The organism is Pseudarthrobacter adonitolis, assembly GCF_055412845.1.
In genome coordinates, this window is the sequence record NZ_JBVAYW010000001.1 from 407,992 (window position 1) to 428,407 (window position 20,416).

Annotated in this window: 21 protein-coding genes and 1 riboswitch; of the genes, 15 read left to right on the forward strand and 6 right to left on the reverse strand. The window is 67.3% G+C overall.

Going from position 1 to position 20,416, the window contains the following annotated elements:
• Positions 1–38 precede the first annotated feature (38 nt).
• Both ACZYZ4_RS02055 and thiE read right to left on the reverse strand, forming a co-directional pair.
• On the reverse strand, positions 39–1,544 hold the full coding sequence (locus ACZYZ4_RS02055) for an RNB domain-containing ribonuclease (RefSeq protein ID WP_463857702.1): 1,506 nt from the start codon (positions 1,542–1,544) through the stop codon (positions 39–41).
• Between the two features lie 63 nt (positions 1,545–1,607).
• Positions 1,608–2,384 (reverse strand): thiamine phosphate synthase, encoded by a 777-nt coding sequence (gene thiE, locus ACZYZ4_RS02060; protein WP_463857704.1) that lies wholly within the window; start codon positions 2,382–2,384, stop codon positions 1,608–1,610.
• Positions 2,385–2,411: 27 nt separating this feature from the next.
• Positions 2,412–2,532, forward strand: a riboswitch (TPP riboswitch).
• Between thiE and thiO the strand changes: the two genes are divergently transcribed.
• The 4 genes from thiO (at position 2,524) to ACZYZ4_RS02080 (ending at position 5,325) form a co-directional block, all read left to right on the forward strand.
• The gene (gene thiO, locus ACZYZ4_RS02065; protein ID WP_463857706.1) at positions 2,524–3,873 is read left to right on the forward strand and encodes a glycine oxidase ThiO; all 1,350 of its coding nucleotides are present in this window, start codon (positions 2,524–2,526) and stop codon (positions 3,871–3,873) included. (Overlaps the previous riboswitch by 9 nt.)
• Complete coding sequence (gene thiS, locus ACZYZ4_RS02070; RefSeq protein ID WP_463857707.1) at positions 3,870–4,106, forward strand: sulfur carrier protein ThiS; 237 nt, start codon at positions 3,870–3,872, stop codon at positions 4,104–4,106. Before thiO ends, thiS begins: the two co-directional genes overlap by 4 nt.
• A gap of 4 nt (positions 4,107–4,110) precedes the next feature.
• Positions 4,111–4,926 (forward strand): thiazole synthase, encoded by an 816-nt coding sequence (locus ACZYZ4_RS02075; protein WP_463857709.1) that lies wholly within the window; start codon positions 4,111–4,113, stop codon positions 4,924–4,926.
• Positions 4,927–4,998: 72 nt separating this feature from the next.
• Entirely contained in the window at positions 4,999–5,325 is a 327-nt protein-coding gene (locus ACZYZ4_RS02080; RefSeq protein ID WP_463857711.1) for a 4a-hydroxytetrahydrobiopterin dehydratase, read from the forward strand.
• Positions 5,326–5,387: 62 nt separating this feature from the next.
• Here ACZYZ4_RS02080 and ACZYZ4_RS02085 read toward each other — a convergent pair whose 3' ends face one another.
• From ACZYZ4_RS02085 to ACZYZ4_RS02095, 3 genes are read right to left on the reverse strand one after another with little or no spacing between them, the layout of a single operon-like run.
• Positions 5,388–5,690, reverse strand: a complete 303-nt coding sequence (locus ACZYZ4_RS02085) for a hypothetical protein (protein ID WP_463857713.1) — start codon at positions 5,688–5,690, stop codon at positions 5,388–5,390.
• Between the two features lie 54 nt (positions 5,691–5,744).
• Positions 5,745–5,969 carry a DUF3107 domain-containing protein gene (locus ACZYZ4_RS02090; RefSeq protein ID WP_463857715.1) on the reverse strand — a complete coding sequence of 75 codons (225 nt, stop codon included), beginning with the start codon at positions 5,967–5,969 and terminating at the stop codon, positions 5,745–5,747.
• 50 nt (positions 5,970–6,019) lie between these two features.
• Positions 6,020–6,685 (reverse strand): TetR/AcrR family transcriptional regulator, encoded by a 666-nt coding sequence (locus ACZYZ4_RS02095; RefSeq protein WP_463857717.1) that lies wholly within the window; start codon positions 6,683–6,685, stop codon positions 6,020–6,022.
• A gap of 84 nt (positions 6,686–6,769) precedes the next feature.
• Between ACZYZ4_RS02095 and moeB the strand changes: the two genes are divergently transcribed.
• Complete coding sequence (moeB, locus tag ACZYZ4_RS02100; protein WP_463857719.1) at positions 6,770–7,969, forward strand: molybdopterin-synthase adenylyltransferase MoeB; 1,200 nt, start codon at positions 6,770–6,772, stop codon at positions 7,967–7,969.
• Between the two features lie 6 nt (positions 7,970–7,975).
• On the opposite strand, the gene ACZYZ4_RS02105 is transcribed toward moeB, so the two are convergent.
• Positions 7,976–9,289 (reverse strand): glutamyl-tRNA reductase, encoded by a 1,314-nt coding sequence (locus ACZYZ4_RS02105; protein ID WP_463857721.1) that lies wholly within the window; start codon positions 9,287–9,289, stop codon positions 7,976–7,978.
• 158 nt (positions 9,290–9,447) lie between these two features.
• On the opposite strand from ACZYZ4_RS02105, the gene hemE reads away from it, so the two are divergent.
• The 10 genes from hemE (at position 9,448) to hemL (ending at position 20,335) form a co-directional block, all read left to right on the forward strand.
• Positions 9,448–10,554 (forward strand): uroporphyrinogen decarboxylase, encoded by a 1,107-nt coding sequence (gene hemE, locus ACZYZ4_RS02110; RefSeq protein WP_463857722.1) that lies wholly within the window; start codon positions 9,448–9,450, stop codon positions 10,552–10,554.
• A gap of 16 nt (positions 10,555–10,570) precedes the next feature.
• On the forward strand, positions 10,571–12,001 hold the full coding sequence (locus ACZYZ4_RS02115; RefSeq protein WP_463857724.1) for a protoporphyrinogen/coproporphyrinogen oxidase: 1,431 nt from the start codon (positions 10,571–10,573) through the stop codon (positions 11,999–12,001).
• A gap of 101 nt (positions 12,002–12,102) precedes the next feature.
• Positions 12,103–12,864 carry a hypothetical protein gene (locus ACZYZ4_RS02120; protein ID WP_463857726.1) on the forward strand — a complete coding sequence of 254 codons (762 nt, stop codon included), beginning with the start codon at positions 12,103–12,105 and terminating at the stop codon, positions 12,862–12,864.
• A 120-nt stretch (positions 12,865–12,984) separates the two neighbouring features.
• Complete coding sequence (hemQ, locus tag ACZYZ4_RS02125; RefSeq protein WP_463857727.1) at positions 12,985–13,686, forward strand: hydrogen peroxide-dependent heme synthase; 702 nt, start codon at positions 12,985–12,987, stop codon at positions 13,684–13,686.
• Positions 13,683–14,948, forward strand: a complete 1,266-nt coding sequence (locus ACZYZ4_RS02130; RefSeq protein WP_463857729.1) for a ferrochelatase — start codon at positions 13,683–13,685, stop codon at positions 14,946–14,948. The genes hemQ and ACZYZ4_RS02130 overlap by 4 nt, the downstream gene beginning before the upstream one ends.
• Entirely contained in the window at positions 14,945–15,928 is a 984-nt protein-coding gene (gene hemC / locus ACZYZ4_RS02135) for a hydroxymethylbilane synthase (RefSeq protein WP_463857731.1), read from the forward strand. Before ACZYZ4_RS02130 ends, hemC begins: the two co-directional genes overlap by 4 nt.
• Entirely contained in the window at positions 15,915–16,799 is an 885-nt protein-coding gene (locus ACZYZ4_RS02140; protein ID WP_463857732.1) for a uroporphyrinogen-III synthase, read from the forward strand. The genes hemC and ACZYZ4_RS02140 overlap by 14 nt, the downstream gene beginning before the upstream one ends.
• On the forward strand, positions 16,796–17,776 hold the full coding sequence (gene hemB, locus ACZYZ4_RS02145; protein WP_463857734.1) for a porphobilinogen synthase: 981 nt from the start codon (positions 16,796–16,798) through the stop codon (positions 17,774–17,776). The genes ACZYZ4_RS02140 and hemB overlap by 4 nt, the downstream gene beginning before the upstream one ends.
• A 43-nt stretch (positions 17,777–17,819) precedes the next feature.
• Positions 17,820–18,938: an LLM class flavin-dependent oxidoreductase gene (locus ACZYZ4_RS02150; RefSeq protein ID WP_463857735.1), complete on the forward strand. Its 1,119-nt coding sequence runs from the start codon at positions 17,820–17,822 to the stop codon at positions 18,936–18,938.
• 77 nt (positions 18,939–19,015) lie between these two features.
• Entirely contained in the window at positions 19,016–20,335 is a 1,320-nt protein-coding gene (gene hemL / locus ACZYZ4_RS02155; RefSeq protein WP_463857736.1) for a glutamate-1-semialdehyde 2,1-aminomutase, read from the forward strand.
• The last annotated feature ends 81 nt before the right edge of the window (positions 20,336–20,416 follow it).

Below are 20,416 nucleotides of genomic sequence, written 5' to 3' on the forward strand. Positions count from 1 at the left end.
ATCCCGGCTTTGGGCCGAACAGGCAGGGCGCTAATCGTTCAGGCAAGGAGCTCGAAGTGGACCTCGCGCGCGGCAATATCGGAGGAGATCAGGCGGACCCGCACCTTGGTGCCGGATTCCAGGTCGCCAGCGCAGCGGGCCGTCACGGCGGGTTCGGCGATCTGGATGATCCCCGAGGGACCGCTCCCGTTTTTCGCAGCGCCAATCTTGGTGCCGTTGCCGTTTTTCCCGTTGCCGTTTCCGTTGTCTTTTTGTGGCTTGGAGCCGGAAATCACGATCGCATCGAAGTCCTGGCCCACATGGTTGACCAGGAGTGCGGCCTCCACGGTGTCCAGGGCCATGCGTTCCATCCGCGATGCCAGCTGGTCGGATCCGGCCATGATCTCCGGCAGGGACGGCAGGGCTTCCCGCGCCCAGTCCGGTACCGGCTTGCCGTTGCTCAGGGCTTCGCAGATCACCAGGACAAAGCGGTCGATAAGACGCCGGAGCGGTGCTGTGGTGTGGGCATAGGCGGCGCCGATGGCGGACTGGATGGCGTCGTCCGGCACTGTGCCGTCGAACGCCGTGTAGCTGGCGCCGCGGAACAGCATGCCGGCGGAGTGCAGGATGGCCAGTTGCCGGGGCTCTGTCGGATCAAGGCTGCGGAGGTATTCGCCGTAGCTGATTTTGCCGTCCCACGGCTTGCCCAACGCCTCGGACTGGAGGCGGAAGTGACGCAGGGAGCGCTCGTCCGGGGCGGGCATGGTGCGCAGGATGCCCACTTTTCCTGCCAACATCAGGTTTGCCGCCGCCATTCCCGTCATCAGGGAGATCTGGGCGTTCCAGTCCTCCACCGGAAGCTGCGGCGCCGCGGCAATCCGGTAGCCGCCGTCGGGCAGTTGGACGATTTCCTGCTCAGGCATGTTTAGGCTGGCACCGCCGCGGCGGCGCTCCAGCTCGACGCGCTTGAGGCCCACTTCCTTCAGGAGCTGCAGGACGGGACCGGCTGTTCCGGCGTCGAGCTCGGCCTGGACTCCCTTGTAGCTCAGCTTGGCGCGGCTGCGGATGGTGGCCCTTCGGACAGCCACCTTGGAGACTTTCGCGGCGTCGTTCAGCCCGAACTCCCAGACATATGCGGAACACAGCTGCCCGGCGAGGAGGCTGCCGGCCCCTTCGCTGATGACCTCCGGGTGCAGCGGGATACGGCCGTCAGGGGCGTAGAACGTCTGGCCGCGGCGGCGGGTCTCTGCGTCCAGTCCGCCGCCGGGGCGGACAAAGGACGGCACATCAGCGATGGCGTAAAGCACCCGGTAGCCAGTGCCCGCGCGCTCGATGAACAGCGCCTGGTCCAGGTCAGTGGATGATGCCGGATCGATGGTGAGGAAGTCCACGTCCGTCAGGTCAGCGCCCGGCAACTCGTGTGCGGCCACTGCCGCCTCCGCGTCCCGGACCGCCTCCGCCGGGTAGGGTCCCGGCAGTTCCAGCTCGGTCCGCAGGGCGCTCAGCGCCGCCGCGAGGTCGTTGGTCTGCTCGTGGACATTGGGGGCCAACCGATGATGTGACACGAAAGTCAGGTTAGCCCGATTTCCACGGATCGTGCACGCCCGCCGCCCGCCACGCGGGGATTGTCAGGATGCGCCCGCGTCCAGGGCCGCCAGGAGTGCCGCGGCGGCCGCTGCGGGATCGGAGGCTTCGGTAATGGCACGCACCACAACAATCCTGCCGGCACCGGCGTCCACCACCTGTTCTACGTTGCCGAGATCGATGCCTCCGATGGCAAACCAGGGCAGCGTGGCTTGTGTGCCACCGGCAGCGCGGACTGCTTCGGCCGCGTACCGCACCAGGTCAAGGCCGACGGCGGCCCGGCCGGGTTTGGTGGGAGTGGCCCAGACCGGTCCGACGCAGAAGTAGTCCAGGCCGCCTTGGGCAGTCAGCCCACCGGACAGCCGGATGGCGCCTTCGATCTGTTCGGCGGTGTGCGTGGAAAGCCCGATGGCTGTGCGCCCGCCCAGGAGCGTGCGGGCGGAAGCAACCGGCAGGTCCTTCTGCCCGATGTGGAAGACAGGGGCGCCGGACAGCATCGCGATATCGGCACGGTCATTGACTGCCCACAGCTTTCCGTGGCGTTCGGCCGCTGCCTGAAGCACGGCCAGCAACTCCAGTTCCTCGGCCGCCTCGATCGCCTTGTCGCGGAGCTGGATGATGTCGACGCCGCCGGCAAAAGCCGCGTCCACAAACTCGCCAAAGTCCCCGCGGTCCCGGCGCGCTTCGGTGCACAGGTACAGCCTGGCGCTGTGCGGGAGGCCGGTGCCTATGCCGCCAGCGGGGTCTGTTCCGGTCAAAGATGCGGGGGTGGAAGAGCTGGCGGAGGACGTGCCTGCAGCGGCGATGGATTGCGAGTTCATGGAAACCAGCCTAATTCCCCTAAACTGGGCGGGTACTGCGGGAGCCCGTTGCAGCCGTCACAAAGCGGCCGGGCTGAGAGGGCGTCAGAGCCGACCGCTTGACCTGATCCGGCTAGTACCGGCGTAGGGAAGGAACCACGTGCCCCCTGCAATAAGCAGCCCACCTGAGACTGCATCAGCCGGCCCGGCCGCAGTCCTGCACGCCGACGTGGCAGTCATCGGCGGCGGAGTCATCGGCCACGCCATAGCCTGGGCGGCTCGGCGATCCGGCCGTTCCGTGGTGCTGATCGATGACGCGCCCGGGAACGGCGCCAGCTGGGCAGCCGCTGGCATGCTTGCTCCTGTGAGCGAGCTGCATTACCAGGAGGAAGACCTCCTTGAGCTGATGCTTGCATCCTCCGGCCTGTGGCCTGCGTTCGCGGCAGACCTCGCACTGGCCGGGGCTGGAGATACCGGATATCTGACGACGCCGACCCTCGCCATCGGCGCGGACGCTGCGGACCGCCGGGCGCTGATGGACCTTCGGGCCGTGCAGCAGGCCAGCGGCCTGGTGGTGGAACCCCTGACTGTCCGTGTGGCCAGGACGAGGGAATCCCTGCTCAGCCCGGCCATATCCTGCGCCCTGGACATCCCCGCAGACCACCAGGTGGATCCACGGAAACTGTTGGCGTGCCTCCAGGAAGTCCTGGCCGTCCACGAACCGGGAGCAGGAACCGCCGTGGCAGGTGCCCGCCGGGGATTCGCCGTTGACCAAAGGGCCGCTGCCCTTCTCTGGGAGGACGGCCGCGTCAGCGGCGTGAAGCTCGCCCACGGCGGAAGTGTCCAGGCCGGGGAGACCATCGTGGCCAACGGATTGCAGGCGGCGTCGCTGGATGGCCTGCCGGTTGGACTGCACCTGCCGCTACGGCCCGTCTACGGTGACATTCTTCGACTGGCTGTTCCGCAGCACCTGCGCCCGCTCCTCACCTCGACGGTCCGCGGGATGGTCCATGGCGTGCCCGTCTACATCGTTCCCCGGCAGGACGGCACGGTGGTGATCGGGGCAACGCAGCGAGAGGACGCGCTCGCCGGTTCAGGCGACGACGCTGCTGTCTCGGCCGGTGGCGTCTACCAGTTGCTGCGTGACGCCCAGGTCCTGGTGCCGGCCGTCTCGGAGCTTGAACTCCTGGAATGCACAGCACGGGCAAGACCGGCGACCCCGGACAACGCACCTCTCCTCGGCCGCGTACCGGTGTCCGCACCAAGCACAGGGAACACGGGGATCATTGCCGGGCTCATTGTTGCCACCGGGTTTTTCCGCCACGGAGTGCTGCTTGCTCCGGCGGCGGCGGCCATCTGCCGGGACCTGCTGGACGGCCGGACGGACCCGCGATGGGGGGCGCTCAGTCCGGCCCGCTTTTCAGGAAAGCACCACATAGCCGGCACACAGTCCCCGCGAAAGGACATCAGCAGCACGAAGGACCTCGACCCACAGAAGGAATCAGCATGAACATCACCCTCAACGGCTCGCGCCATTCCGTGGCGGATGACGCCTCCATCACCACCCTCATCAGCCAGATCACGGGCCGCCTGCTCGCAGCCAACGGCCAGGCGACAGACGGGCAGAAAATCGGCGTCGCCGTCGCCCATAACTCCGAAGTAGTACCCCGCAGCCAGTGGTTCGTCACGGCCCTCGCCGAAGGTGACGACGTCGAACTGGTCACCGCAGTCCAGGGAGGCTGACACCATGACAGTAACCAGCAACATCAGCACACAAAACCGTCCCGTGGCCGCAGACAGGCTGGTCATCGACGGCGTCGAGCTCGGCTCCCGCCTCATCATGGGCACGGGTGGCGCGCCGAGCCTCGACGGGCTGGGCGCCGCCCTGCTGGCGTCCGGAACCGAACTGACCACGGTGGCCATGCGGCGCTATTCGCCCGCTGAATCGGGGTCCCTTTTCCAGCTCCTGGTGGACCACGGGATCCGGATCCTGCCCAACACCGCAGGCTGCTTCACCGCCCGGGACGCGGTCATGACGGCGGAACTCGCCCGCGAAGCGCTGGAAACCGACTGGATCAAGCTGGAAGTCATCGCCGACGAACAGACCCTGCTGCCGGACGCCGTGGAGCTCGTGGATGCTACGGAACAGCTTGTAAACCGGGGCTTCAAAGTCTTCGCCTACACCAACGATGACCCGGTCCTGGCCCTGCGGCTGGAAACCCTGGGTGCCACCGCGGTTATGCCGCTCGGAGCGCCCATCGGCACCGGCCTGGGAATCCTGAATCCACACAATATCGAACTGATCGTCTCGCGCGCCTCGGTGCCCGTGGTGCTGGACGCCGGCATCGGCACGGCGTCCGACGCCGCTCTGGCCATGGAGCTTGGTTGTGATGCCGTGCTGCTGGCCACTGCAGTCACGCGTGCGCAGAACCCGGCACTTATGGGGGAGGCCTTCAAACACGCCGTCATCGCCGGTAGGCTGGCGAAAGCGGCCGGCAGGATTCCGCGCCGCGAGCACGCCTTGGCGTCATCGGCCATGGAAGGACGGGCAGAATTTCTGTAGGCCGTTTTCTCCAGGCCCGGCCCCGTGACCAGCCGCACGGGCGGGCTCAAAGGACGAGCCAAGGAGGCCGCCATGGCCGGCAAGCAAGACACACTCACGCGGGAGCGGATCGAGGCCGTCCTCGCCGCGCTGCCCGGCTGGCAGTACCGGCTGGGCGGGCTCGTCGCTGTCTATAAGACGCCGACGGCGGCCGCCGCACTCGAGCTGATTGCCGCCGTCGGACGCCTGGCGGAAGAGCAGAACCACCATCCGGACCTTGACTGGCGCTTCAACAGGGTGCATCTCCGCTATACATCCCACGACGCCGGCGGCAAGGTCACTGAGCGGGATGCCGCTGCCGCGTTGGCAGTGAGCGCCGCTGCCGCCCGGCTCGGCGCCACTGCCCAACCGGTGACTTAACGGATTGTGACCACCACCCTGCTGGGTGGTGGTCACCGGTACGTAAGGAAACGGGCCCGGGCCTACAGCTTGAGCGCCTGCGTCAGCCGCTGCATATCGTGGCTTTCGCGCGTCCGGCCCAGGTAAATGGCCGTCCCGATGGCAGCGACGGCGCCGAGCGCCATGGGCAGGACCCAGGGAATCCACGTCAGGCCCGGCTGGTAGCCAAAACCTGCCGCAATGAAGATGATCCAGCTGATTGCACCCACTACAACGGCAACCCCTGGGGGCAACCCCGTGCCGTACCGGGTGTGGCGCTTGTCATTGGCCCAGACAACAAAGCCTGCGGCCACTGTGACCAGGACAACGATGGTCAGCGAAAGCATGGAATCTCCTCGGAAAGCAGCGGCCAACCGCCAAGGCGGCTGGCCGCGGACGTGCTAGAACTGGCCGAAACCGACTTTGCGGGCCTCTTCGGCGCCGATTTCCACGTAGCCCAAGGCGCTGCCGGGAACGATGATGATGCGTCCCTTGTCGTCCTTGAGGCGGAGTTCGGTGCCCTTAGTGATGGCTTCTTCAACGACCGTGGCTACGGTGTCAGCATCCTGAGCCGATTCCAGGACGATTTCGCGGCCAATATTCTGAATGCCGATCTTAATTTCCAAAAGGGGGCCTCCCAGCCAATCAAAGTTTCTTGGGTTCTCTTATTTGTAGTCTAGGACTCTTTGGGGAAGCGCGAGATTCCGCGCCAAGCTAAACGGTAAATGAGGTCGCTGGCCACATCGAGGTCCAGGTTTCCGTCCGTTTCCAGCCAATACCGCGCGCTGACCTGGGCCATGCCGGCCAGGCCGCGCCCCAGAAGCTGCGCCTCCAGTTGGGGCAGTTTGGTGTCCTCGGCAATCACGCGGGCTACGGCGTCCGCGAACGTCTTGTTAAATGTCTCGAGGCGTGAACTGACATCGGGATCGTTGATGAGGTCCGATTCGAAGACCAAGCGGTGGGCTTGGTCGTCGCTGGCGATGAAGCGGTAGTAAGCGCGCATCACCGCCTGGACACGTTCGTTATTGTCGGTAGTGGAGCTCAAGGCACCGAGCACCAGGTCCGTCAGCGACGCGAGATGGCTGTCCAGCAGGGCAAGATACAGCTCCCGTTTGGACGGGAAGTGCTGGTACAGCACCGGTTTGCTGACATGGGCCGTTTCGGCGATTTCATCCATGGCGGCGCCATGGTAGCCGTTGGCGACAAAAACCTCCTGCGCCGCAGCGAGGAGCTGCGCCCGGCGCTCATCCCGGGGAAGCCGGGCGGACCGCTGGCCCGGGGTCCGTTGAGGTGCGGCCGGTTCGCCGCCGGACGCCCGGTCAGCCCGTGCTTCATGGACCACAGTTGCCCTACTTTCGCTTGCCGTTACCTACACAATACTGCGCGGTAATATGACCGTGCGGCATCTCGGGGCATACATTGAAGTATGGCTTCGACTTTGACCGCAAATGATTCCTCTGTATCGCTTAAGCCGCTGGTGGGGCCCGCCGGTGAACTGACGCCGGCCGAGGTGGAACGCTACTCGCGGCACCTCATCATTCCCGAAATCGGAGCGGTGGGGCAGCGGCGGCTGAAGAACGCCAAGGTGCTGGTCATCGGTGCCGGGGGACTGGGTTCGCCCGCGCTGCTCTACCTGGCGGCAGCGGGTGTGGGAACCCTGGGAATCATCGACGACGACGACGTTGACCTCAGCAACCTGCAACGCCAGGTGATCCACGGAGTCGCCGACGTAGGACGGCCCAAGATCGAATCCGCGCGGGACGCCATCGCCGCACTGAACCCGCTCGTGGAGGTCCGGCTGCATAACGTCAGGCTGGATGCCTCCAACGCACTCGAACTGTTCGCGGACTACGACCTGATCCTGGACGGGGCGGACAACTTCGCCACCCGCTACCTGGTCAACGATGCCGCCGCCATCCTCGGCAAGCCCTATGTGTGGGGGTCGATCTTCCGCTTCGACGGCCAGGTGAGTGTGTTCTGGGAAGAGCACGGTCCCACCTACCGGGACCTCTATCCCGAGGCCCCGCCGGCCGGATCCGTGCCCTCCTGCGGCGAGGGTGGCGTCTTCGGCATGCTCTGCGCTGCCGTGGGATCACTCATGGTGACGGAGGCAGTCAAGCTGATCACGGGCGTCGGGCGTTCACTCCTGGGCCGGGTGGCACTGTTTGATGCGCTGGGCGGGAGCTGGCGCGAGATCCGCGTGTCCAAGGACCCGGCGGCGGAACCCATTACGGAACTGTCGGACTACGAAGCTTTCTGCGGCATCACCCCTGCCGTCTCCGCAGACACGGAGCACACCGTGACGGCAACCCAGCTGGCCACCATGCTGGCGTCCCGGAAGGCAGGCCTGAAGGACTTCGAGCTGGTGGACGTCAGGGAAACCGGCGAACACGACATTGTGAACATCGACGGCTCGGTGCTGATCCCGCAGGGCCGGATCCTTGCGGGGGAGGCCTGGGCGGAACTCCCGCAGGACAAGGACATTGTGTTCCACTGCAAGGCCGGCACGCGGTCAGCCAACGTGCTGGAGGCTGCGCGGAAGGCCGGCTACCAGCGGGTCAGCCATCTCGACGGCGGAATCCTGGCATGGGTGCGCGACGTGGAGCCGCAGAAGCCGGTCTACTGACGGGTGTCAGGCGGTTTCGAGGCCCCTGTGGTCCACGGGGCACTCCGCCGGAGTTGCCGTGGCCGGCTGCTCCACGGTGATGCCGTAGAGGGTTTCGAGTGCCGATACGTAGTCGTCCTGCTGGCCGTTGGCGGCGAGCTCACGGGCGCGGACGGTGGGCACGTGCAGCAGCTGCTTGACCATCCGGCGGAGGGCGAATTCCACTTCCTCGGCGGCAGCCGTGCAGCCGTGGCGGGCTCGGACGCGCTCCATTTCCGCGTCCAGGGCGTTCATGGTGTGCCGGCGGAGCGCTACGATGGCGGAATCCACCGAGCGGGCTTCCCGTTCCTGCTCGAAGGCCTGGGCGGCGCCGGACACAATGCTACTGGCCTGGGTGAGGGACTCGGCCTGTTCCTGGGGTGCCGCCAAACGCACGGATTCCAGCGTGAGCAGCTCGACGCCGTCGAGCTGGCCGACTTCCGGGTCAAAATCATGGGTAAGGGCGAGGTCGATCGCGATCAGCGGCTGGGAAGAGTCCGCTCGGATCTCGGCAAGTTCGCCGGCTTCGACCCGGGTGTCGGAGCCGCTGCAGCCGATCATAACGTCGGCTGCGGCCACGGCTACAGGCAGGGAATCGCTATCCAGCGCTGTTCCGCCGCGGGTGGCGACGAACGCTTCGGCACGTCCCGAAGAGGAGAACACGGAGATGTCGGTGCAGCCCCTTTCGCGGAGCAGCGCCATGGTGGCGCCGGCGTAGGCACCAGTGCCGAATACCACGACCTTCTTCGCTGACCAGTCGGGGCTCTCGGAAAGATCGGTGGCCAGATCCAGTGCCACTGAAACGATGGACAGGCCCCGGGAACCGAGGGCGGTCTGTGCCCCGACATCCTTGGCCGTCTTGGACGCGGCCTGGAAGAGGCGGACCAGGCCGGAGCTTGCCGTGCCCTCGTGCTGGGCAGTGATGAGTGCGCGGCGGACCTGGCCGGCGATTTCACGTTCACCCACGACAGCGGAGTCCAGTCCGGCGCTGACGGCGAAAAGGTGCTGGCTGACTTCGGGGCCGGTGCGTGTGCTGAAGGAGCGGGACACGAGCTGTTCGTTGAGTCCGCTGAGGCCGCTGATCTCGGACACGAGCGCCGCCCGGGCAGCCTCAACATCGTCAGCGTGGGGCGCTTCGCCGTAGATTTCGTACCGGTTGCAGGTGGCAAGCACCACCGCACCCGTCACTGCCGGCGATCCGGAGAGTGCGGATGTGGCGATCCCGGAAGCACCGTTGCTCAGTTGAGCAACGGTCTCAAGATCGATGTCGGCGTGTGTAGCCACCAATGAAAAAAGAACCACAGCAGATCAATCATAGCTTTTTCGCAGCCCGGTAGAACAACCCGCCAAGCGGCCACGGGCGGTGGAGGGCCGTGATTCCTGCCACGGTGCGTCCGGCGCGGCTGCAGGTGACAGGCTGTCGTTATCTTTTAGGGCCGATTTTGGGCACAATCAAAGGCATGACTTCCAGCTCCGCCGTGTCCAATGCCATGTCTGCTGCCGGTGCCCTTGCTGCCGGCCATCCGCTGATGGACGGCCGCACCGCAGATTCGCCGCTCATCACCGCTTACCGCGGCGGCAAGCCGTCGCGGCGGCCGGTGTGGTTCATGCGGCAGGCCGGGCGCTCACTGCCGGAATACCTGAAGGTGCGCGAAGGCGTGGCCATGCTGGATTCCTGCCTGCGCCCCGAGCTCGCGGCCGAAATCACGCTGCAGCCCGTCCGGCGTCATGACGTGGACGCTGCCATTTTCTTCTCCGACATCGTCATTCCGCTGAAGCTCGCCGGCGTTGGCGTGGATATTGTGCCGGGAGTGGGCCCCGTGCTGGACAAGCCGGTGCGCACGGCTGAAGACGTTGCCGCCCTGCCGCAGCTGACCTGGGAAGCGCTGGAACCCATCCGCGAAGCCGTGCGGCTGACCGTCGCCGAGCTGGGTAAAACCCCGCTGATCGGTTTTGCCGGCGCCCCGTTCACCCTTGCCGCCTACATGGTGGAGGGCAAACCCTCCCGTGACCACCTGGGCCCGCGCACCATGATGCACGCGGACCCGGAAACCTGGACAGCGCTGGCCAACTGGGCCGCCGACGCCTCGGGAATGTTCCTCCGCGCCCAGCTGGAAGCCGGAGCCTCCGCCGGACAGCTTTTTGACTCCTGGGCGGGATCGCTTGGCCTGGCCGACTACACCAAGTTCGTTGCACCGGCTTCGGCCCGCGCGCTGGACCACGTCCGCCACCTCGGCGCACCGCTGATCCATTTCGGTACCGGAACCTCAGAACTGCTGGTTGCCATGCGCGACGTCGGCGTGGACGTGGTGGGCGTGGACTACCGCCTTCCGCTGGATGAGGCCAACCGGCGCCTGGGCGGAACGGTGCCGCTGCAGGGCAACATCGACCCCGCGCTGCTGTCCGCGCCGTGGGACGTGCTGGAGGCCCACGTGCGTGCGGTCATTGCGGCCGGCGCCTCTGCGCCCGGCCACGTGCTCAACCTTGGCCACGGGGTGCCGCCGGAAACCGACCCCACGGTCCTGACCCGGGTTGTAGAACTCATCCACTCCATTTCCCCGGAGTAGGACCGTGGGCAGCTCCGTGACCCCGCCCCAGGCCGCCCTCGTCCTGGGCGGCGGCATCTCCGGCCTGCTGGCCGCACGGGAGCTGGCGGCTGCCGGACGCACAGTGACCGTCCTGGAAGCCACAGCATCCTGGGGCGGCTGCGTGGGCAGCCACGTGGTGGCCGGCCTCACCCTGGACAGCGGAGCAGAGTCCTTCGCCACGCGCTCCTCGGCCGTGGCTGACCTTGCTGATGAACTTGGACTCGGTCGCCACATTGTGGCGCCCCGCCCGGGCGGCGCCTGGGTGCAGCTTCCGGACGGCCCGCGCGAACTGCCCAAGACCGGAGTCCTGGGCATTCCCGCCAACCCTTGGGACCCGGAGGTCAGGCGGTCGTTGGGATTTGTGGGCTCGCTCCGGGCGTCCTTGGATAAGTACCTGCCGGCATCGATCGGCGCGTCGGCGGACGTCACCAGCGTCGCGGCGCTGGTGCGCGCCCGGATGGGCCGCCGCGTGTTGGATCGACTCGTGGCCCCGGTGGTGGGCGGCGTGCACTCAGCGGACCCCGGTCTCCTGGACGTGGACATGGTGGCCCCCGGCCTCCGAGCCGGAATCCGCGAGCACGGGTCCCTCACAGCGGCCGTGGCCGCCCAGCGGCGTGGTGCCACCCAGCCGTCCGTCGCGAAGGCGGGTTCCGCCGTCGCCGGCCTGGAAGGCGGGATGCACACCTTGGTGGTGGCCCTGCTCAGCGATCTCCGCAGCCGCGGGGTCACGCTGATGAGTGGAACAGCCGCGGACGCCGTCGAACGGACGGCGGACGGGTGGCGGGTCACCGCCGGTGACACAACGTACGACGGCGTCCTGCTGGTGCTGGCGCTGCCCGGCCCGGCAGCCGTGGGGCTGCTACAGGAGGCCGTACCCGCCCTTGCCGGTAGGAACCCGGAAAGCGGTCCGGACGTCAGGCTCGTCACCCTGGTGGTGGACCTGCCCGAACTGGACCGCAGGCCGCGGGGCACCGGGATCCTGGTAGCCCCCCAGACACCCGGTATCCAGGCAAAAGCCCTCACGCACGCAACCGCGAAGTGGGATTGGCTGGCCGCTGCGGCAGGTCCCGGGACGCACGTGCTGCGGCTCTCCTACGGCCGACTGGAGGCCTCGGAACCCGCGACCTCGGAAACCGGCCGCTCCGTCCCAGCCCTCGATATAGAACTCCTGGCTGCTGCCTTGCATGACGCTTCGGCCCTGCTGGACGTCCCGGTGCGGGGGACCGACGTTGTCGGCTGGGATGTTGTCAGGTGGCAAGGGGCGTTGCCGTTCGCGGCCGTGGGACACAGGGCCCGGGTGGCCGAGGTCAGGAAACTCTGCGCGGCAGAGGCCGGCCTCGGCATTGTGGGCGGGTGGGTGGCCGGCAACGGACTCGCCGCCGTGGTGGCCGATACGCGAAAAGAAATTCGCAGCCTGCTCAGCTGACCATCGCCCCTGTTCAGTGGAATATGGGCGTTGAAGAGACCACTCCGAGGCACAGTTTCCGGTTTTCAATCCACCCACTGATGTGGTTAGGGTCGATAACTATGGTTATCTACAGGTCCGAATTTTCCCGTTCCCGGACCAGCCTCCATGGGGGACTCCGGCGTGGCGCTGCAGCGGCTGCCGTCGGAGCGGTACTGGTTCTGTCCGCCGGCGTGCCGGCATCCCAGGCGGATGATGGCAGTGCAGATCTCACCGGGTCCGCAGAGGTTGCAGCCGACGGAGACATCGACGGGGTCAACGGCCTGCTGAAGGGCCTCCTGGGCGGTTCCGGCGGACGTTCCACAGCTTCGCCCGAATCGACTTCCGCACCCTCAACCTCTTCCACTCCGACGGCCACGGCTACATCGTCTCCTGCCCCTACGTCCACGGCGCCGACGTCGTCTGCTCGGACGACGTCTGCCAGCCCGGCCCCGCAGGGCACAGCTCCGCAGGGCATGGCTCCCCAAGGTGCCGTCCCGCCGTCGAGCGCTCCGGCGCCGCTCAGCACATCCCCGGATGCCGCAGGTTCGCCGGCAGGCACGCAGCCGAACGGCCAACCCGATGCCCCCGCCGAGGGGACGCAGGGTGCCGGACAGGACGACGATCCCACTGCGGACCAGCCCACGCAGGATGCCCACAGCAGCAACGCCACCAGTGTCTCCAACCCAAGGCGCCCCGGAAACGCGCCCGCTAACCGGGAGAATATGGTGTCGGCCACAGAGGCAGCCGCGGCGGCCGAACCTGCAAAGGTCTGGCTTGGTGTGGGGCTGGTGGGGTCCGCCGGAGCTGCAGGCCTCCTCTTTGCCCGGATCCGCCGGATTTGACCTCGGTGCGGAATCGGTTCAAGTCCCATTCTGCGCCGAACCTGTGACATTAAGCACTTCTACGTCTTGTAGAAGTCGCTGGTTTCGACTTGGCGGTATGGAAGGGGCAAACTGGTAACCATGAGCCACACTTCTGCCGAATCTGTCCCTAAAACCGAAGAATCAGCCGAGCAGTTCTTCACTCTCTGGACTGTTTTCAAGCGGTCTGAGGAACTCGTTCGCAGCGCTGACGCTGCCGCCGATTTCGATGCCCTGCTGGTCCGCCTGGCCGAGGCCGGCGTGACGCACCGCGGCAGCTACGACGTCTCCGCGATGCGTGCCGATGCCGATGTCATGGTGTGGCTCCACGGCCCGAAGCCCGAAGCGCTGCAGCAGGCCATCCGCGACATCCGCCGCAGCACGCTTTTCGCCGGAACCGAAATTGTCTGGTCCGCCATGGGCGTCCACCGGGAAGCTGAGTTCGCCAAGAACCACACCCCTGCTTACTCACGTGGTGTCGCCCCCGCCGAATGGCTCTGTGTCTACCCGTTCGTGCGCTCCTACGAGTGGTACATCCTGCCCGACGACGAGCGCGGCAAGATGCTGCGCGACCACGGCATGCTGGGCCGGGAGTTCCCGCAGGTCATCTCCAACACGGTATCCTCCTTCGCCCTGGGCGACTGGGAGTGGATCCTGGGACTGGAAGCCCCCGAACTGGTGGACCTCGTGGACCTGATGCGCCACCTCCGCGCCACAGAAGCACGCAACCACGTACGGGAGGAAATCCCGTTCTACACCGGCCGCCGCATCACCGCAGCAGAAGTCGCTGAGGTCCTCGCATGACCCAGCCCGATCCCGCGGCGGGCTCCGTGGTCACCGGAATCAACCCGGTCACCGAAGCCGGCCGGATGGCGCCCAAAAACTATGACGGGGTCCTGCTGGCCTCCTTTGGCGGGCCCGAGGGCCAGGACGACGTTATCCCGTTTCTGCGCAATGTCACCCGCGGCCGCGGCATCCCGGACGAGCGGCTCGAAGAGGTTTCCCACCACTACCGGGCCAACGGCGGCATCAGCCCCATCAACCAGCAAAACCGGGAGCTCAAGGCTGCCCTCGAAGCGGAGCTCACCGCCCGCGGCATTGAGCTTCCCGTGCTGTGGGGGAACCGCAACTGGGACCCCTACATTCCGCAGACCCTGCAGGACGCGTACGACGCCGGCCACCGCAGACTGCTGATGGTCACCACGAGTGCCTACTCCTGTTACTCCAGCTGCCGCCAGTACCGCGAAGACATCGGGATGGCGCTGACGGAGACCGGGCTGGACGGCCGGCTCGAGGTGGACAAGGTCCGACAGTACTTCGACCACCCCGGCTTTGTGGAGCCGTTCATTGAGGGAACCGCGGCCGGGCTGGCGGACGTGCGGGCGCAGCTCGCTGCTGCCGGCACCCCGGACGCCCCCGTGCACATCCTCTTTGCCACCCACTCCATCCCTACCCGGGATGCCGACGCCGCTGGACGGTCCGAGGCTGAGCCGCGAGAATTTGAGGAAGGCTCCGCCTACGTTGCCCAACATCTGGCAACGGGGGCGGCCGTGATCATGAGGGTTGAGGCAGAGTCAGGCCTGACCGCGCCCTGGTCCCTCGTCTATCAGTCCCGCTCTGGTGCCCCGCATGTGCCGTGGCTGGAACCGGACATCAACGATGCCATCGAGGAGCTCTCGGGCCAGGGCGTCAAGGGCATTGTCATCGTCCCGCTGGGCTTCGTCAGCGACCACATGGAAGTCGTCTGGGACCTGGACACCGAAGCCCTGGAGACCTGCCGCAACCTGGGCCTGGCGGCCACACGTGTACCCACCCCGGGCTCTCACCGGAAGTTTGTGAACGGACTGGTGGACCTCATCTCCGAACGGACGCTCGCCAACAACATCAGCGACCGGCCCGCCGTGACCGGCCTGGGCCCCTGGTACGACGTCTGCCGGCCGGGCTGTTGCGCGAATTTCCGCGGCGAGAAGCCCACCATCGCCGGAGCCGACACCACCGTCGGCACCGGACATGACGCATATCCGGCCGCATCTGCGGGCGCTGCCGGGAGAGAAGGAAACCCGTGACCGTACGGATTGGAACCAGGGCCAGCAAGCTCGCCCTGACCCAGACCCAGCAGACGGCGGACCAGCTGGCCGCCGTCGGAGGCTTCCCGGTGGAGCTGGTGCACATCACCACCGAAGGCGACGTCAAGACAGGGTCACTGTCCCAGATGGGCGGCACCGGCGTGTTTGTCGCCGCGTTGCGCGATGCCCTGCTGCAGGACACCTGCGATGTCGCCGTGCACTCGCTCAAGGACCTCCCCACGGGCGCCGCACTGGGCCTCACCATCGCCGCAACGCCCAAACGTGTCGACGTGCGGGATGTCCTGTGCGCACGCGACGGACTCAAACTGGCTGATCTGCCGCTGGGCGCCAAGGTGGGAACCGGCTCTCCGCGCCGCGCTGCGCAGCTGCGTGCCGCCCGCCCTGACCTGGACGTGCAGGACATCCGCGGCAATGTTGATACCCGCCTGGGCCGCGTGCCCGGCCTCCCCGGAAACGCAGCAGGCGCACCAGGCGACCTCGACGCCGTCGTACTGGCCGCCGCCGGCCTGGAACGCATCGGCCGCTTGGACGCCGTCAGCGAATTCTTCGAGGTGGACGTGATGCTGCCGGCGCCAGGGCAGGGTTCGCTGGCCATCGAATGCCGGACGGCCGACGCCCCCCGCAAGGCAGGTTCCACCGAAGGGTCGCAAGGTGTTTTGGCGCAGGCCCTGGCCGCGCTCAACGATGAGGACACCCGCCTCGCCGTGACCGCCGAGCGTGCCGTGCTGGCCCGCCTCGAGGCCGGCTGCGCCGCCCCGGTGGGTGCCTTCGCCTACCGCAAGGGCAGCATCCTGTACCTCGAGGCGGTGGTATGCGCCGTGGACGGCACCAGGACGGTGCGCGAAAAGAAGGCAACGGACGGTCTCACTGAAGTCGGTGCCACGCTGCTCGGCATCGAGGTGGCCGAGCTCCTGCTGGCTGCCGGCGCCGCGGAGATCGCGGACCTTGCCGCATCCTGATGCACCAGGTTCCCCGGCGGGCACTCTCGGCGGTCGGCGCGTCCTGATCACCCGGAGCGCCGACCGTGCCGGGCCGCTGGCAGCGCTGCTCGGTAGCCTGGGGGCCGAACCGCTGGTCCTGCCGCTTATCGACTTTGAACGGGCCGCGGACCAGCCGGCTCTCGATGCCGCCCTGGATGCCCTGGCGGCCAGCAGCTTCGACTGGCTTGTGGTCAGCAGCATAACCACGGTGCGCATGCTCGTGGAAAAGGCGGCCGAGCGCGGGACCACGCCGGCTGCACTGGTGCCGGCGGGAACGCGCGTGGCCACGATCGGCCCGTCCTCCCGGCGGATCCTCGAGGCCGCCGGCATCGCCGTGGCGCTCGCCCCGGCGGACATCCAATCCGCCGAAGGGCTCGTGGACCTCTGGACTGACGCCCCGGCGCGCGTGCTGTTGCCACAGGCAGACATCGCTGCACCTGCCCTGCGCGATGGTCTGGCGGCAAAAGGAGCCGACGTCACCCCTGTTGTGGCCTACCACACCGTGGATTACCCGGCCCGGCCGGAACTCCGCCTGGAGGCGGAACTGCCGTCCGCCGTCGGGGTCTCCCTCCCTGGCTCTCCCCGTGAGCTCAGCCAGTCGCAGACCCGCATGGAGCTCGACGCGGGGACGCTCGACGCCGTCGTGGCCGCCTCGCCGAGCGCTGCACGCCGCATCGCCGCGACCCTCCTGCCACTGGGCCGCTGCCGTTTCATCGCCATCGGAGGCCCGACGGCGGCGGAGGCTGCCGCCCTCGGAATCCCGGTGGCCGCCACCGCCCAAGTCCCCACCCCGGACGGCATAGTGGCCGCGCTGGGCACCGTATTCGCCAACGAAGGGAACACCCGATGAGCTTTCCGAACCACCGGCCGCGCCGCCTCCGCACCACACCCGCCATGCGCCGGCTCACCGCCGAATACCGCCTGGCCCCCGCGGACCTGATCCTGCCGGCGTTCATCCGTGAAGGCCTCAGCGATCCGTCGCCTATCACCTCCATGCCCGGTGTTGTGCAGCACACCACCGAATCGCTCAAGCGTGCCGCCGCGGAAGCCGTGGAGCTGGGCGTCGGCGGCATCATGCTGTTCGGCGTTCCCGCCGTGCGCGATGCACGCGGCACCGCGTCTTTGGACCCGGACGGCGTGCTCAACAAGGCCATCCGCGACGTCCGCGCCGAGGTGGGCGATGATCTGGTCATTATGGGCGACGTCTGCCTGGACGAATTCACCGATCACGGCCACTGCGGTGTCCTGGATGCCGACGGCTACGTGGACAACGATGCCACCCTGGAAATCTACGGCCAGATGGCCGTGGCCCAGGCTAATGCCGGCGCCCACGTGCTGGGGCCCTCGGGCATGATGGACGGCCAGATCGCCGTTATCCGCCAGGCCCTCGAGGAATCCGGCCACAAAAACACCGTCATCCTGGCATACGCGGCCAAGTACGCCTCCGCCTTCTACGGTCCCTTCCGGGAAGCCGTGGATTCGCAGCTCAAGGGCGACCGCCGCACCTACCAGATGGACGCCGCCAACCGCCGCGAAGCCATTCTCGAGGTGGAGCTGGACCTTGAGGAAGGCGCAGACATGGTCATGGTGAAGCCGGCCATGAGCTACCTGGATATCCTGGCCGACGTCGCCGCCATGAGCCCCGTGCCTGTCTCGGCCTACCAGATCTCGGGTGAATACGCGATGATCGAGGCCGCTGCCGCCAACGGCTGGATCGACCGGCGGGGTGCCATCACGGAATCCATCCTGGGCATCAAACGGGCCGGCGCCAACACCGTGCTGACCTACTGGGCCTCCGAAGTTGCAGGCTGGCTCAAGGAATCCTGACGCGGCAGGGAATGTTTCCGGATGCGCCGTGGTTTGTATGCGTATGCATGAAAATACCGAGCCTTCCGTAACCACTTCGCCAACCTCGGGCAACCCCACCGCCCCCGTCCCTGCGGATACCATCCTGCTTGGCGTCAGTACCTTCGGCGACGTCGACCTGGCTGCCGACGGGGCACCCAAGCACCACGCCGAGGTGCTGCGCCAGGTGGTGGAACAGGCCAAGGTGGCCGACGCCGTCGGACTCCACTCCTTCGGCGTGGGGGAGCACCACCGCAGGGACTTCGCTGTCAGTGCGCCGGAGGTGGTGCTGGCAGCCATCGCCACGGCCACGGAAAACATCCGGCTCGGCAGTGCGGTCACGGTCCTGAGCTCGGACGATCCTGTCCGCGTTTTCCAGCGCTTCGCCACCCTCGACGCCGTCTCCAACGGCCGCGCCGAGGTGATCCTGGGCAGGGGTTCGTTCACCGAATCCTTCCCGCTCTTTGGCTACGACCTCGGCGACTACGACGCCCTGTTCGAGGAGAAGCTGGACATCTATGACCGGGTACGGTCCCAGAACCCGGTGAACTGGGACGGCCGCACGCGGGCCAGCCTCCGCGGCCAGATGGTCTATCCGCACGTGGATGGGCGCCTGCTTCCCACCTGGATCGGCGTGGGCGGATCACCCCAGTCCGTGGTCCGCACCGCAACCTACGGCTACCCGATGGTCCTGGCCATCATCGGCGGCGAGCCCGAGCGCTTCCGTCCCTACGCCGACCTCTACCGCCGTACGCTTGCCGAGAAGGGCCACGATCCGCAGGCTCTGTCCGTGCACTCTCCCGGTTATGTGGCCGAGACTGACGAGCAGGCCCTCGAGGAGTACTACCCGCATTGGCTCGCCACCAGGAACAAGATCGGGGCGGAGCGCGGCTGGGGGCCGGCCGGGCGCGGCGAGTTCGAAGCCGCGGCCGACGAGGACGGTGCCCTGTTTATTGGTTCGCCGGAAACGGTGGCGGCGAAGGTCGCCAGGCTCAAGGGCACCCTCGGGGCGGACCGCTTCGAGATGAAGTACAGCAGCGGCACGCTGCCCCACGAGCAGATGATGCGCTCCATCGAACTGTTCGGTTCCAAGGTGGCACCACTCGTTGCAGACAAGCTTGCAGACATGCTCGCGGATCGCTGAGGCAGGCGGCCACTGTATCCGGCGCCCGCTTCTGGCGTGGCGCCGGATACCACCGCCCGGGATGGAAGAATAGGGGCATGACTCGTTCCGAAGCCCTCTTCGCCCGTGCCCAGACCTTGATGCCCGGTGGCGTCAACTCACCCGTCCGTGCCTTCGGCTCGGTGGGTGGAACCCCGCGGTTTATGGTGTCGGCCAAGGGTCCATATCTGACCGATGCCGACGGCAAAGAGTACGTCGACCTGGTCTGCTCCTGGGGCCCGGCGCTGCTGGGGCACGCCCACCCGGCCGTCCTGGAGGCGGTCCACGCGGCGGTTGACCGCGGCCTCTCCTTCGGCGCGTCCACCCCGGACGAGGCCAACCTGGCAGCCATCGTCCAGGAGCGCGTTCCGGCCGCCGAGCGCGTCCGTATGGTCTCCACCGGCACCGAGGCCACCATGACGGCAGTCCGGCTGGCCCGAGGTTTCACCGGCCGGAACCTTATCATCAAGTTCGCCGGCTGCTACCACGGCCACCTGGACGGGCTGCTGGCCGCTGCAGGATCGGGTGTTGCCACCCTGGCACTCCCGGGCTCGGCCGGCGTCACCGAAGCCACTGCCGCCGAAACATTGGTCCTGCCCTACAACGACCTCTCCGCCGTCGAAGCCGCTTTTGCTGCGCACGGGCCGAACATCGCGGCCGTCATCACCGAAGCCGCCCCCGCCAACATGGGCGTGGTGACACCGGGGGAGGGCTTCAACCTGGGGCTGTCCCGCATCACCCGCGAGCACGGCGCCCTGCTGATCGTGGACGAAGTGCTCACCGGCTTCCGCACGGGCTACTCCGGCTACTGGGGGCTCACCGGCGGCGCTGCTGACGCCGCGGACCCGTGGACTCCTGACCTGCTCACTTTCGGAAAGGTCATCGGCGGCGGAATGCCGACGGCGGCCCTCGGCGGGCGTGCCGACGTTATGGACTTCCTTGCGCCCCTCGGCCCGGTGTACCAGGCAGGGACACTCTCCGGGAACCCCGTGGCCATGGCAGCCGGCGTAGCCACCCTGACGCACGCCACCCGCGACGTCTACTCCTTTGTGGACGCCCGCTCGCTGGAGCTCTCCTCGGCGCTGTCCGCGTCCCTGGACAGTGCCGGCGTGGACCACTCGATCCAGTTCGCCGGAAACCTCTTCTCCGTGGCGTTCGGCACGTCCGCCAACGGCGTCCACAACTATGCTGACGCCCAGGCCCAGGAAACCTTCCGGTACGCGCCGTTCTTCCATTCGATGCTGGAATCCGGCGTTTACCTGCCGCCGTCGGTCTTCGAGGCCTGGTTCCTCTCGGCCGCCCACGACGACGCCGCGATGAATCGGATCTTTGACGCTCTCCCGGCCGCCGCCGAGGCCGCAGCGGCCGCCAAAGGTTAGTCCCGCGCCGTCAACGGCTTAACTAAGAAAATCCCCGCCTCCCGGACGAATCCCCGCACTATGCGTGGGGAAAAGTCCGGG